This window comes from Sphingobium chungbukense (assembly GCF_001005725.1).
Classification (GTDB): domain Bacteria; phylum Pseudomonadota; class Alphaproteobacteria; order Sphingomonadales; family Sphingomonadaceae; genus Sphingobium; species Sphingobium chungbukense.
The window spans coordinates 43,565-57,288 of sequence record NZ_LBIC01000001.1 but is presented as its reverse complement, the minus strand read 5'-3'; the positions used below and the strand labels follow the sequence as shown (position 1 = coordinate 57,288).

At 64.7% G+C, this 13,724-nt stretch carries 11 protein-coding genes; 9 read left to right on the top strand and 2 right to left on the bottom strand.

Features of this window, described 5'->3' with window-relative positions:
• Nucleotides 1–65 precede the first annotated feature (65 nt).
• From dapA to YP76_RS00250, 9 genes are all read left to right on the top strand, one after another.
• Nucleotides 66–944 (top strand): 4-hydroxy-tetrahydrodipicolinate synthase, encoded by an 879-nt coding sequence (dapA, locus tag YP76_RS00290; protein ID WP_046761651.1) that lies wholly within the window; start codon nt 66–68, stop codon nt 942–944.
• Nucleotides 945–1,059: 115 nt separating this feature from the next.
• Nucleotides 1,060–1,542, top strand: a complete 483-nt coding sequence (gene smpB / locus YP76_RS00285) for an SsrA-binding protein SmpB (protein WP_007683053.1) — start codon at nt 1,060–1,062, stop codon at nt 1,540–1,542.
• Nucleotides 1,542–2,150, top strand: a complete 609-nt coding sequence (locus tag YP76_RS00280; RefSeq protein WP_198147400.1) for a DUF2062 domain-containing protein — start codon at nt 1,542–1,544, stop codon at nt 2,148–2,150. The genes smpB and YP76_RS00280 overlap by 1 nt, the downstream gene beginning before the upstream one ends.
• A 47-nt stretch (nt 2,151–2,197) precedes the next feature.
• On the top strand, nt 2,198–4,624 hold the full coding sequence (locus YP76_RS00275; protein ID WP_046762534.1) for a PAS domain-containing sensor histidine kinase: 2,427 nt from the start codon (nt 2,198–2,200) through the stop codon (nt 4,622–4,624).
• An 89-nt stretch (nt 4,625–4,713) separates the two neighbouring features.
• A complete protein-coding gene (locus tag YP76_RS00270) occupies nt 4,714–5,073 on the top strand; it encodes a response regulator (RefSeq protein ID WP_046762533.1) in 360 nt (119 codons plus the stop codon).
• A gap of 99 nt (nt 5,074–5,172) precedes the next feature.
• Complete coding sequence (gene recA, locus YP76_RS00265) at nt 5,173–6,246, top strand: recombinase RecA (RefSeq protein WP_046761650.1); 1,074 nt, start codon at nt 5,173–5,175, stop codon at nt 6,244–6,246.
• Nucleotides 6,247–6,674: 428 nt separating this feature from the next.
• Nucleotides 6,675–7,508, top strand: a complete 834-nt coding sequence (locus tag YP76_RS00260; protein WP_046761649.1) for an ImuA family protein — start codon at nt 6,675–6,677, stop codon at nt 7,506–7,508.
• Entirely contained in the window at nt 7,405–9,012 is a 1,608-nt protein-coding gene (locus YP76_RS00255; RefSeq protein WP_046761648.1) for a Y-family DNA polymerase, read from the top strand. Before YP76_RS00260 ends, YP76_RS00255 begins: the two co-directional genes overlap by 104 nt.
• Nucleotides 9,009–12,581, top strand: coding sequence for an error-prone DNA polymerase (locus YP76_RS00250; RefSeq protein ID WP_046761647.1), 3,573 nt, complete (start codon nt 9,009–9,011; stop codon nt 12,579–12,581). Before YP76_RS00255 ends, YP76_RS00250 begins: the two co-directional genes overlap by 4 nt.
• Before the next feature lie 90 nt (nt 12,582–12,671).
• On the opposite strand, the gene YP76_RS00245 is transcribed toward YP76_RS00250, so the two are convergent.
• Complete coding sequence (locus YP76_RS00245) at nt 12,672–12,920, bottom strand: hypothetical protein (protein WP_046761646.1); 249 nt, start codon at nt 12,918–12,920, stop codon at nt 12,672–12,674.
• 163 nt (nt 12,921–13,083) lie between these two features.
• Nucleotides 13,084–13,494: a hypothetical protein gene (locus tag YP76_RS00240; RefSeq protein WP_046761645.1), complete on the bottom strand. Its 411-nt coding sequence runs from the start codon at nt 13,492–13,494 to the stop codon at nt 13,084–13,086.
• Nucleotides 13,495–13,724: the final 230 nt, after the last annotated feature.

Below are 13,724 nucleotides of genomic sequence, written 5' to 3'. Positions count from 1 at the left end.
CGCCGTTCGCGTGTTTCACGCTATGATGCCCCGGAATCCCGGTGAATTGAAGGAGTTTGTTTGCCATGTTTTCCGGGTCGATTCCGGCGCTGATCACGCCCTTCCGTGACGGGGCGGTGGATGAGGCCGCCTTCCGCGCCTTTGTCGATTGGCAGATCGAGGAAGGCAGCAGCGGATTGGTGCCCTGCGGCACGACCGGCGAAAGCGCGACCATGACGGTCGAGGAGCATAATCGCGTCATCGCCATCTGCGTCGACCAGGCGGCCGGCCGGGTGCCGGTGATCGCAGGCTGCGGTTCCAACGACACGCGAATCGCGCTGGAGCATATGTTCGCGGCGCAGGCGGCGGGCGCCGACGCCGCGCTGGTGGTCGCGCCCTATTACAACAAGCCCAATCAGGACGGCGTCTACCAGCATTTCGCCTATCTGGCCGAGCGCTGCTCGCTGCCGATCATCCTCTATAATGTGCCCAGCCGCACCATCACCGACATCGGCGTGCCGGTGATCCATCGCCTGTCGGAAGAGTTCCAGACCATCATCGGCATCAAGGACGCCACCGGGAATCTCGGGCGGGTCAGCGCACAGCGCCTCGCTTGCCGCGCCGATTTCTGCCAGCTTTCCGGGAATGACGAGACGGCGCTGGGTTTCAATGCGATGGGTGGCAAGGGCTGCATTTCGGTCACGGCCAATGTCGCGCCGCGCCTCTGCGCCGATTTCCAGAAAGCGATCGCGGTGGGCGATTGGAATGGCGCCCTGGCGCTCCAGGATCGTCTCTACCCGTTGCATGATGCCCTGTTCAGCGATTCTTCACCCGGCCCGGTTAAATACGCCCTTACGCGGGTCCGTCCCGACATGCCCGGCGACGTCCGCCTGCCGATCACCTGGCCGTCGGAATCGAGCCGCGCCGCCGTCGACCGGGCGTTGGAGATCGCCGGGCTGGTATAAGGCCGGGCCGTCCCCATATTCCCTGCTTTCGGGCCGCGTGCCTGGAATAAGGATCGGGCGCGGCGCGTACAGGATGCGACTGCGCTCGACACGAACGGAAGTTTAGAAAAGACTGATGGCCCGCCCCCGTCCCGAAGCCTTCGACAAGAAGAAGATCGTCGCCGAGAACCGGCGCGCGCGGTTCGAATATTTCCTGGAGGATGTGTTCGAGGCGGGCATCGCCCTGCAAGGCACCGAGGTCAAGTCGCTGCGCTTTGGGGAGGGCAATATCGCGGAAAGCTATGCCGAGGTGAAGGGGGAGCAGGTGTGGCTGGTCAACAGCAACATCCCCGAATTCAGCCATGGCAACCGCTTCAACCATGAGCCCAAGCGCCCCCGCAAGCTGCTGCTGCACCAGCGGGAGATCGCCCGCATGCATGGTGCGGTGGAGCGCAAGGGCATGACGCTGGTGCCGCTGAGCATCTATTTCAACAGCCGGGGCAAGGCGAAGGTCGAACTGGCGCTGGCCAAGGGCAAGAAGACCCATGACAAGCGCGACACGATCAAGGAACGCGACTGGAAGCGCGATCAGCAGCGCATCATGAAGGCGCATCGCTGATGGGGCCGAAAGAAAGCATGGGGCGCCTCTCCCGCTGGTGGCATGCCAATGCCCCGACCCGTGAGTCGCTGGAACATAACCGCTTTTTGGCCCCTGTGGCGCATAGGGTGTTGGAGCCGTCCTTGTGGCGCTTTACCCGGCGGTCGGTGCCGCGTGGCGTGGCCTTGGGGCTGCTGGTCGGTATCTTCCTGCTGATCCCCGGCGTGCAGATTGCGGGCGCGGCGCTTCTGGCGCTGCCTTTCCGGGCGAATATCCCGCTGGCGGCGGCGATGACCTTCCTGTCCAATCCCGCGACGACGCCGCTGTTCCTGATGGCGTCGGTGTGGATGGGCAACTGGATGCTGGGGCGCACCGCTGACGCTTCCGGCTTCATGGCGCTGGTCGACAAACATGCCTCGATCCGCGACTGGTGCGCCTGGCTTTTTTCCGAAGCGGCGCCCGCCATGCTGCTGGGGCTGGCGCTGATTTCGCTGGCTTTCGCGGTGGTCGGTTATTTCCTGGCCGACTGGATCTGGCGCCATCGCATGGGCCGCAAATGGCATGCGCGCAAATTGAGGATTGGCAAGGCAGGCGAAAGCAGCGCATTGGAGGAAGCCGCTTCGGCCTGACGGGTGGGGCGGCAAGTCCATTGTGAATGCAGGGGGATAGCCGGGCCGTGTCCGCGCGTGTGATCAGGGATGGAGATGCTTGGGGCGCTGATCGGCCGTCGCCGCTGGCCCTGCCTCTGCTGATCCTGTTGGCGCTGATTTCCGCCGGGCTGGTCGTCTATGCCGCCGGGAACTGGGCGCTGGGCGCCGGTTTCGCCGCGGCGGTGCTGGCCGGGGCGGCGCTTTTGAGCTGGTATCGCAAGCTTCATCCGCAGGAAATGGCGGTGGGGGAGGCCGTGCCCGACTGGACGGTGGCGCGGGCGGCGGCGGATGCATCCAATATGGCGATCGCGGTCACCGATCGCGCCGGGCGGCTGGTCTGCGCCAGCGATCTGTTCGGGGAGTGGTTTCCCGGCTTCCCCGCGCCGCCGCACGTCACTGGCGACGCTGCCCTGTCCGACAGCCTGGGTAACGCCGCCCGCGCCGCCTGGCGCGATGGCGAGGCGCGGGTCGAGGGGATCGTACAGGGCGCGCTGCGGCTGGACGCTTTCGTCTGCCGCACGGGACGGTCGGAAGATTATCTGCTGTGGCGCTTTTCCCCCGTGCGCCAGCCCAGCGCGCTGGACGATGTGCATCGCCTGCTGACCGGGGAGGCCGGTCGGCAATTGGGCGAAGCGGGCATCATGGCGGTGATGATCGGCGGCGAGGGGCGCATCCGCGCGGCCAATGGCGCCTTTCTGCTGCGCGCCGCAGGGCGGATCGACGCCAATATCACCGGCCGCGATTTCGCCGCGCATATGCGGGTGGACGACAAGGCGCGGCTGTTCCTGGCGCGGGAGGAATCGGGCGGCATTCCGCTGCGGCTGTTGCAGGTGCCGTTGAAGCGCGCCGCGCAGCCCGTCGGTGCGCAATCGGGCGCGCAGGACGGGCCGATGCTGCTGCTGCTGATCGACGAGCCGGCAGGCAATGCGGGCGGGACGTCGGCGCTATCCTATATCGAGACCCTGTTGTCGCTGCTGCCCTTCGGCCTCGCCATGGCGGATCGTGATGGGCGGGTGCTGTTTCTCAACAAGGCTTTTTCGCGCGCGGCGGGCCTCAAGGAAGGCGACAAGCCGAGCTATCCCGGCGATCTGGTCGTGCGGGAGGATCAGGCGGCGGTGGCGGACGCGGTGCGGCGTTTCGCCGTCGGCCCGCAAATGTCGGGCGATGTCGCCGTGCGCATGCGCGAGCAGCCGGACGAGCCGATCGCGCTCAGCCTGGCGGGCGTGCGCGGGCTGGGCGAGGCGGCGGTGCTGCTCAGCCTCAAGGACAATAGCGAGGAGAGCAAGCTCAAGCGGCAGGTGGCGCAGGCCACCAAGATGCAGGCCATCGGCCAACTCGCGGGCGGCGTGGCGCACGACTTCAACAATATCCTGACCGCGATCATCGGCCATTGCGACCTGATGCTGATGCGCCATACGCCCGGCGACAGCGATTATGACGACATTCAGCAGATCAAGTCGAACAGCAACCGTGCGGCGGGGCTGACGCGGCAGTTGCTCGCTTTCTCGCGCCAGCAGACCTTGCGGCCGCAGATCTTGCAATTGCCCGATATCGTCGCGGACGTCTCCAATCTGTTGAAGCGCCTGCTGGGCGAAAGCGTCAAATTGGAGGTCACCCATGGCCGCAATCTGGGCGCGGTCCGGGCGGACCCCGGCCAGTTGGAGCAGGTGATCGTCAACCTCGCCGTCAACGCCCGCGACGCCATGCCCGACGGCGGCACGCTCAACATCCAGACCTATGCCGTGCCCGCCGCCAAGGTGCGGGAAATGCGCACCGACATCATGCCGCCCGCCGACTATACGGCGGTGCGGGTGTCGGACACGGGCCTCGGCATCCCGCCCGACATATTGTCCAAGATTTTCGAGCCTTTCTTCACCACCAAGGAACTGGGCAAGGGGACGGGGCTTGGCCTTTCGACCGTCTACGGCATCGTCAAGCAGTCGGGCGGGTTCATCTTCGCGGAGTCCGAACTGGGACGAGGGGCGAGCTTCGTCATCTATCTGCCCGTCTATCAGGGCGCCGATGCCGATCAGGCCGCCCAGCCCAAGGCGCCGGTCCGCCGCACCGAGACCTGGGGCACGGGCACGGTTCTGCTGGTGGAGGATGAGGATATGGTGCGCGCCGTCGCCGAACGGGCATTGACGCGGCAGGGCTATAAGGTGCTGACCGCCAACGACGGCGAACAGGGGCTCGAGGTGCTGGCCGGTGATGAGAAGATCGACCTGCTGATTTCCGACGTCGTGATGCCGAACATGGACGGCCCCGCCATGGTGGCGCGGGCCAGGGCCAGCCATCCCGACCTGCCGGTGCTGTTCATGTCGGGCTATGCCGAGGAACAGTTGCGCAAATCGATCGACATCGCCAATGTGGCCTTCCTGCCAAAACCCTTTTCCGTCAGCCAGTTGGCGGAAGCGGCGCGGGATGCGCTGGCAACGCGGCCGGCGCCGGAATGAATTTGGGGAATGAACTTCTGCGCGGTTCGGTGATTATACTGGCCGGAAATCCGTCCGGGGTGGCGACGGTATGATTGGGGACCGCAAGCATGTCTGACGGCAAGACCATCCTGATCGTCGAAGACGAGGCCATGATCGGCATGATGCTGGAGGATTATCTCGACACGCTCGGATACCGGCTGCATGCGATTGCCGAATCGGTCGATGAGGCTTGTACCAAGGCGCGGGAGGGCGGTTTCGACGCGGCGCTGCTCGACTGCAACCTGCATGGCGAGAAAAGCTGGCCGGTCGCCGACATATTGGCGCAGAGCGGCATTCCCTTCGTCTTTGCGACCGGCGGCATGGCGGACGACCTGCCGACGGGCCATGCCGACCGGCCGACCTTGGCCAAGCCCTTCACCATCGGCGCGGTCGAACGGGCGCTGAACAAAGCGCTGGGAACCCGATAAGAAAAATTCGTTCCCCTCTTGTTCCATGAGAACAAACAGGATACATGGTGGCCACGCGCCACATAAATCGGCGCGTTCCGCTTGACAGGGGATAGGCCGATGACAGCAATGCTCTCACTCATCGATTCCAAGAAGACAGGAACAATGGACAGACAGAAAGCATTGGAAGCGGCCCTTTCCCAGATCGACCGTGCCTTCGGCAAAGGCTCTGCGATGAAGCTGGGCAGCCGCGAGAAGATCGAGATCGAAGCGATCTCGACCGGATCGCTGGGGCTGGATATCGCGCTCGGCATCGGCGGCCTGCCGCGCGGGCGCATTGTGGAGATTTACGGTCCGGAAAGTTCGGGCAAGACCACCCTGGCGCTGCACGCCATTGCCGAAGCGCAGAAGACCGGCGGCGTCGCGGCCTTCGTCGATGCGGAACATGCGCTCGATCCCGGATATGCGAAGAAGCTGGGTGTCGATATCGACGAGCTGATCGTGTCGCAGCCCGATACCGGCGAGCAGGCGCTGGAGATCGTCGATACGCTGGTGCGGTCGAATGCGATCGACGTGCTGGTGATCGACTCGGTCGCCGCGCTGGTGCCGCGCGCGGAAATCGAGGGCGAGATGGGCGACAGCCATGTCGGCCTGCAAGCCCGTCTGATGAGCCAGGCACTGCGCAAGCTGACCGGCTCCATCTCGCGCTCGCGCTGTCTGGTGATCTTCATCAACCAGGTGCGCATGAAGATCGGCGTGATGTACGGCAATCCGGAAACGACGACCGGCGGTAACGCGCTCAAATTCTACGCCTCGGTCCGCCTCGACATCCGCCGCACCGGCCAGATCAAGGATCGCGAGGACATTGTGGGCAACGCGACCCGCGTGAAGGTGGTCAAGAACAAGGTCGCCCCGCCGTTCAAGCAGGTCGAATTCGACATCATGTATGGCGAGGGCGTGTCCAAGATCGGTGAACTGCTCGACATCGGCGTGAAGGCCGGTCTGGTCGAGAAATCGGGCGCCTGGTTCTCCTATGACTCCGTCCGCATCGGCCAGGGGCGTGAGAATGCGAAAACCTATCTGAAAGAACATCCCGAAATGGCGGAACGCCTGGAAAAGGCGATCCGCGGCAAGACCGAGGAAGTCGCCGAAGGGATGATGGCCGGACCCGAAGCGGAGGATGATGGCGAATAAGCGCTGACAGCCCTCCGGCCAGATCAACCGGAGAGTTTCAGCGCGGCACTGCCCACCTGCTGCTTCACGCACTGAAAAGGCCCGCTGCGCCATTGGCGCGGCGGGCCTTTTACCGTGGGCGTTGAGGGTTTTGGCTATTCTCGCTCATTGAACGCGACCTATTCCTGCGAAGGCAGGAGTCAGGTCGGACAGTGGGACTGGAATCCTGCCTTCGCAGGAACACAAGCATTCAAACTAGAGCATCGTGCGCAAAAGTGGGAACCGGTTTTGCGCTTAAAGCGATGCGACAACAAAAGCTTAGAGCGTGCGGCTCGCGTACGATTTAGCGCAGCGCGCTCTAGGGGTCTGCCTTCCACCCAAGGCCGCACTGCCATAGCAATTGACAGCCACCATAGTTGCGTCAAAAGAACATATCGGGAACAAAAGATATGATCGAGTCGGTAACAACCCTGGCTGCCCTGCGGCGGCGCATCGCATCGCTGGAACGCATTCCTGCGGGGCAAGCCGTCCCGCGGGTGGCGACGGGGCATGTGCAGCTCGACCGGGCGTTGGGTGGCGGCCTTTCCCGTGGGCGGTTGCATGAGCTGTTCGGTAGCATCGAGGACGAAGGCGCTGCGGCTGGGTTGGCGCTCGGCTTCGCACAATTGCTGGCGGGCGAGCAGCCGTTGCTCTGGCTGCGCACCGCGGCGGCGGAGCGGGCTGGCGGCATGGCCTATGGGCCGGGATTGGCGGCGTTGGGCATGGCGCCTGACCGGTTGCTGATCGGTGTCATGACGGAGGAGGCCATGCTTTTGCGCGCGGCGGTCGATGCGCTGCGATGTCCGGCGCTCGGTGCGCTGATGATCGAACTGCGGGGCCGGGCGCCGCTGCTGGATCTCACGGCCAGCCGGCGGCTGGCACTGGCGGCGGAGGGATCGGGCGTGACGGCCGTCATCCTGCGGATCGGTGGAGAACCGGTGCCGAGCGCCGCCGATACGCGCTGGCAGGTGAGGGCGGCGCCCTCCATCCCCTTGCCGGGCAATGCGCCGGGGATGAGCGCCTTCGATCTGTCCCTGCTGCGCCAACGGGCGGGACCGGATGGCTTCCACTGGCGGCTCACATGGGACAGCGGGCGGAGCAGCTTTGCAAAGGCGGATGAAGAGGCGCGCGATGAACGCCATGATCATGGACAAGACAGTGCAGGAGGCTACGGACAGGCGGCGCTATCTGGCGCTGTGGTTCCCCTTTCTGCCGATCGATCGGCTTCGGATCGCGCGGCCTGACCTCTGGGCGACCAAAGCTGGGGGAGCGGGGGGTGAGGGTCCGGCGGTGGTCGTCGAACAGGTGCGCGGCGCGATGCGGTTGGCGACGCTGGACGCCGATGCCCTGGCGCTGGGGCTGACGCCCGGCATGACGCTGGCCGATGCCCGGGCCCGGGAGCCGGCTCTGCGGGTTTTCGACGCCGATCCCCATGGCGATCAGGATTGGCTGGAGCGGCTGTGCGACGGTTGTACGCGCTACACGCCGATCGCAGCGCTCGATTCGCCCTTCGGCCTGATCCTCGACATCACAGGTTGCGCGCATCTCTGGGGCGGGGAGGAGGTGCTGGCGCGCGATGCGGTCGACCGGCTGGAGCGACACGGCATGGGTGTACGCCATGCCCTGGCCGGGACGGCGGAGGGGGCCCATGCGCTGTGCCGGTTCCCGGCGGGCGCGGCGGCGGACGAGAATGCGGCGTTGCGGCGGCTGCCGGTCGAGGTGTTGCGGCTGGAGGAGGAGAGCGCCGTGGCGCTGCGCCGGGCGGGGTTGCGCACTGTGGGCGATCTGGCGGCGCGACCGGCATCGGCCTTGGCGGCACGGTTCGGCGAGGACGCGGTCGACGCGCTCGGCAATCTGCTGGGATTGGGGCGGCGACCGCTGGCGCCGCGGCGTCCCCGTCCGGTCGTCCGCATCGAGCGGCGCTTCGCCGAACCGATCGGCAGCACGGCCTTTGCCCTCAGGACGCTGGAGGAAATGGCTGCCGAGGCCGGGGAAGGTTTGACCGAACGGGGGCAGGGCGGCCGCCGGTTCGAGGCGGTCTTTTTCCGCAGCGATGGCCTCGCCTTTCCGCTGCGGGTCGAAACCAGCCTGCCGGTCCGCGACGCGCCGACGATCATGCGGCTGGTGCAGGAGCGGATCGACGGCTTGTCCGATCCGCTCGATCCCGGCTTCGGCTTCGACATGCTGCGCCTCACCGTGCCGCAGGCCGAACCGATGGCGCCCACTCAATTGGCGCTGGAAGGCGGCGAGGCGCGCCGGGGCGAAGGCATGGCCGCACTGGTCGACCGGCTGTCGATCCGGGCGGGGCGAAACCGGATTCAGCGGCTTCACCCCAATGACAGCCATATTCCCGAACAGGCGCAACTGGCCCTGCCCGCCGTCGAAAGCCGTGCGCCGGCCCACTGGCCCAGTCAGGAGGAGAAGGGCGATCCACCGCTCCGTCCGCTGCATCTGTTCGACCCGCCCCAGCCGGTCGAGGTGGTGGCGGAGGTGCCCGATGGTCCGCCGCACCGCTTCCGCTGGCGCCGGGCCTTGCATGAGATCATCCGCTTCGAAGGTCCCGAACGGATCGCGCCCGAATGGTGGAAGGCGAAGGACGGCGCGCTGGAGGGCGAAAGCGCTGGCCTTACGCGCGACTATTACCGGGTGGAGGATGCGCGGGGGCGCCGCTACTGGATATTCCGCCATGGCCTTTATGGTACGGAAGCGGCGCATCCGGGCTGGTATATCCACGGCCTGTTCGCATGAAACGGCATGGACCCGATCCGTCCCGGCCCAAGTCCACCGACCGGCGGGAGTTGGACAGGCTGGAGGCCGAGCGAGGGCATAGGCATCGGCAAACCGGAAAGCCGCCTGAAGCGCCGCTCTTTGCCGAGCTTGGCGTCATGACCAATTACAGCTTCCTGCATGGCGCCTCTCATCCCTCCGACCTGATCGCAAGGGCCATGGAACTCGGCCTGCATGCGATCGGCATCGCCGACCGGAACAGCGTGGCGGGCGTCGTGCGCGCCTATGTCGCGTTGCGTGATGCGCCCGAGAAGGCGCGACAGGCATGGATGGATGCGAAGAAGGAAAAGGGGGAGGCACCGGCGCTGACGGCCGGGGAGCAGGCCGCCTGCGAAACCGATCTGCGCCTGGTCGTCGGTGCGCGGCTGGTTTTCGTCGATGGGACGCCGGACATATTGGCCTATCCCACCAGCCGCTTCGGCTGGGGACGGCTGACCCGCCTTTTGACTCGCGGAAACATGCTGGCTGTCAAAGGGGATTGTATTCTCCGCATGGGCGACCTGATCGCGCATCTGGACGACATGCAGCTTGTCGTCATGCCTTTCTCCACGGCGCGGTTGCAGCGGGGGCATGCTTCGCCACCCGATTATCCTCTCGACGATCGGCAGCCGGAGGGGGATGCTCCGCATCTGCGGCTGGTATCGTCTTCCCTTCCGCCGATGGATTGGACCGGGACGCTTCGCCTTTTGCGGGGCAAGGCGCCGGGGCGTGTGTGGCTTGGGCTTTGTCTGCGTTATCAGGGCCGCGACGCCCGCCATATGGCGCGAATGCAGGGTGTGGCGGCAGAGCTGAATGTGCCGTTGCTGGCGACCAATGACGCGCTCTATGCCGAAGAGTCGGCAAGGCCGCTTCAGGATGTGTTGAGCTGCATCCGGGAAGGCGTGACGCTGAAGGAAGCCGGACGAAGGTTGGAGGCGAATTCCGAGCGTCATCTGAAATCGCCTGCCGAAATGGCGCGGCTCTTTGCGTCCTGTCCGCAGGCGGTGGCGGAAACGATCCGCTTTGTCGAAGGGATCGGTTTCCGCCTGACCGATCTCCAATATGAATATCCCCATGAGCCGGTTCCGCCGGGCTGGTCGCCCGACGGCTGGCTGGAACATCTGGTGCGAAGCCGGGCGAAGCGGCGTTATGGACGACGGTTGCCGCCCAAGGTGAAAGCGTTGATCGGGCAGGAACTTCGGCTGATCCGCAAGCAGAATTACGCCTATTATTTCCTGACAGTGCATGATCTGGTGCGTTTCGCCCGCACGCGAAAGCCCCCGATATTATGCCAGGGGCGGGGGTCCGCCGCCAATTCGATCGTCTGCTTCCTGCTCGACGTCACCTCCATCGATCCGATGCATCACGATCTGCTCTTTTCCCGCTTCGTGTCGGAGGAGCGGGACGAGCCACCCGATATCGATGTCGATTTCGAGCATGAGCGGCGCGAAGAGGTGATGCAATATATCTACCGCCGCTATGGGCGGGAACGCGCGGGCATTGCGGCGACCGTCATTCATTATCGATCCCGCAGCGCTCTGCGCGAAGTGACGAAGGTGCTCGGGTTGAGCGAAGATGTCGCGGCGCGATTATCCAGTACGGTATGGGGCAGCTATTCCGGCGATCTGGGCGATGCGCGGTTCGTGGAAGCGGGATTCGGCCTCGACAATCCGGAAATGGTGCGGTTGCGATCCCTGGTGGAACAGTTGATCCGCGCGCCTTTCGCACGGCATCTCTCCCAGCATGTCGGCGGCTTCGTGTTGACGCAGAACCGGCTGGACGAAACCGTGCCGATCCACAATGCCGCCATGCCCGATCGCAGTTTCATCGAATGGGACAAGGACGATATCGATGCGCTCGGCCTGATGAAGGTCGATGTGCTGGCGCTGGGGATGTTGAGCTGTATCCGCAGGTCCTATGAACTGATGCGATGCCATGGCTTGGGCGATCATGATCTGAAGGTCGATATCGAATCGAACGATCCGGCCGTTTATCGAATGCTGCAAAAGGGCGACAGCATCGGGGTCTTTCAGGTCGAAAGCCGGGCGCAGATCAACATGCTGCCGCGTTTGAAGCCGCAGGACCTTTACGACCTGACCGTGCAGGTGGCGATCGTGCGGCCGGGACCGATCGAGGGGGACATGGTCCATCCCTATTTGCGGCGGCGTTGCGGGGAGGAAGAGATCGAATTTCCCTTCCCGCATCCGGCCCACGGCCCACGGGACGAATTGAGGACATTGCTGGGCAAGACTTATGGCGTGCCGCTGTTCCAGGAACAGGCGATGAAACTGGCGATCGTCGCGGCGGGCTTTTCCTCATCGGAGGCCAATCAACTCCGCCGCGCCATGGCGACCTTCCGCAATGTCGGCACCATCCATCATTTCCGGGAGAAGATGATCAACGGCATGGTCGCCCGCGGTTACAAGGCCGAGTTCGCTCAGCGTTGCTTCAAGCAGATCGAGGGGTTCGGCAGCTATGGTTTCCCGGAAAGCCATGCCTTGTCCTTTGCGCGGCTGGTCTATGTGTCGGCCTGGATCAAATGCCATCAGCCCGCCGTGTTCGCCTGCGCCCTGCTCAATTCGCAGCCCATGGGTTTCTACGCCCCTGCGCAGATCGTGCGGGATGCGCGGGACCATGGCGTGAGCGTGCATGATGTCGATGTGAACATGAGCGGGTGGGACAACAGCCTTGAACCGCTATTGCGTTCGCGGGACAGCCGGCGGGGCGAGGGGCAGGGGCGCGCCCTGGCGCTGCGGCTGGGGTTGCGCCAGGTCGACGGCTTTCGCGAGGATTGGGCGCAACGGCTGGTCGCGGTGCGGGCGGACGAGCTGTTTTCCAGTGTCGAGGATCTGGCGCGGAGGGCTGGGCTGCCCGCGCGGGCCTTACGCCTGCTGGCGGATGCGGACGCCTGTAGGTCCTTGGGGCAGGACCGGCGGACGGCCTTGTGGGAGGCGCGGCGGACGCCCTCGGATGAGCTGCCCCTGTTCGCGGCCGCGCGGACACGCGACAATCAGGTCCGCGAACTGGGGGAGGAGCCCGACGCGATGCTGCCCGCCATGGCCCTGTCCGAGCAGGTCGTCACCGATTATGCCGTGACGCGCCTGTCGCTCAAGGGACATCCGATGCAGTTCCTGCGCCCGGTCTTCGCCGCCGAAGGGGTGTTGAGCTGCGCGCAGACATCGGCCGCGAAAAATGGCGCGTTGGTGAAGACGGCCGGGGTCGTGCTGGTGCGGCAGCGGCCAGGCAAGGGCAATGCCGTCTTCATCACCATCGAGGATGAAACCGGCATCACCAACATCCTGCTTTGGGCGCGGCTGTTCGAAATGCAGCGGCGGCCGGTGATGGCGTCGCGGCTGGTGCTGGTGGAGGGCGAAGTGCAGCGGAGCAAGGAGGGCGTCGTGCACCTGATGGCGAGCCGGGTGCACGACCGGACGACGGAACTGTCGCGCCTGTCGGAGGGGCCGGCTGCGGACGCTTCGCGTGCCCGCCCGCGTTCCGCCAGCCATCCGCGCAATGTCCGGATACTCCCGCAATCACGGGATTTCCATTAAGGGAATGCCTCCCGGTGTGACGGGGACCGGGAGGCGTCAGATCATGGGGTGGCCCCGGATCAGGCGCGCTTCGGCCGACCCGGATCGCCTTCAGCGTTCAGCGAGTTGCGTGGCCGGCTTGCGGGTGATCGTCAGGCCGGCGTCGGCCCAGGCGTCGGCGGTACGGCAAATGCTATGCAGCATGATCGAGCCGGGATCGGCGAAGCGGATGCAATATTTGCCCGACTTCGGGTTGTAGGTGACCTTCCCTTCGCCGAAGCGCCCTTCGGATTTGGCGAAGGCGGGGGTGGCGGCCATCGTCATGGCGGCGGCGATGGCAAAAATGGTGGCGATCTTCATATGTTGTTCCTTCCCTGATTTCTCTGAACGGACCCAGATGGGTCTGCCCGGAGCATTGCAGGGGGCGTGCCAATTCCTGGAAAAGCCGTTTTTTCTGCCCATTTTTGGGGAAGGTGATGAATTTTTATCGTGAAAAATACCAACTATAAGAATATAATCCATATTATCGGGATATATTCTGCCCTTCGATCAGGTTTTTCAGCGCCTTGAGGTCGCGATTGATCCATCGGATGTCGGCGGCGAAACGTTCATCATCCATGTCCGGCTGGCGAAAGAGCGTCAGCATGACCTCCGCGCCATCGCCGTTCCGGACGACGCGCAAGGGCACATGGATTTCCTCGCCCTGACCGAGATCGACATGATGGTCCATCACGCCATACGGATTATGCGGCGTGAATCGGATGCGGATCGGCCCTTCCGGACCATCCGCCAACCAATGCTCCCCTTCCTGCCGCAGTCCGGATTCCGCCAGGCCCGAAGCCCATTTCGGAAAAAATTCCGGCTGCCAGATCCTGTCGTAAAGCGCCTGCCATTCATGATCGATCGAGATGCTGAAGGTGCGGGCGGGTAACATGGGAGCTTCTCCGATGTGGGATGGCGCGCGGGCTCCAATGCCCGCGCCTGAAGGGGCAGCCTATCGTTTGTTGGGTAGGCGGGGAATGCCAAAGGACGGGTATCGGCCCATTGTGGACGTCCAACCTCCGTTCGCCCTCGGCTTGTCGAAGGGCTTTTCTTTTCTTTCCAAGCGTTGCGTTTGAAGAAGAAGTGAAGCCCTTCGACAAGCCCACGGCGAACCGAGGTTAC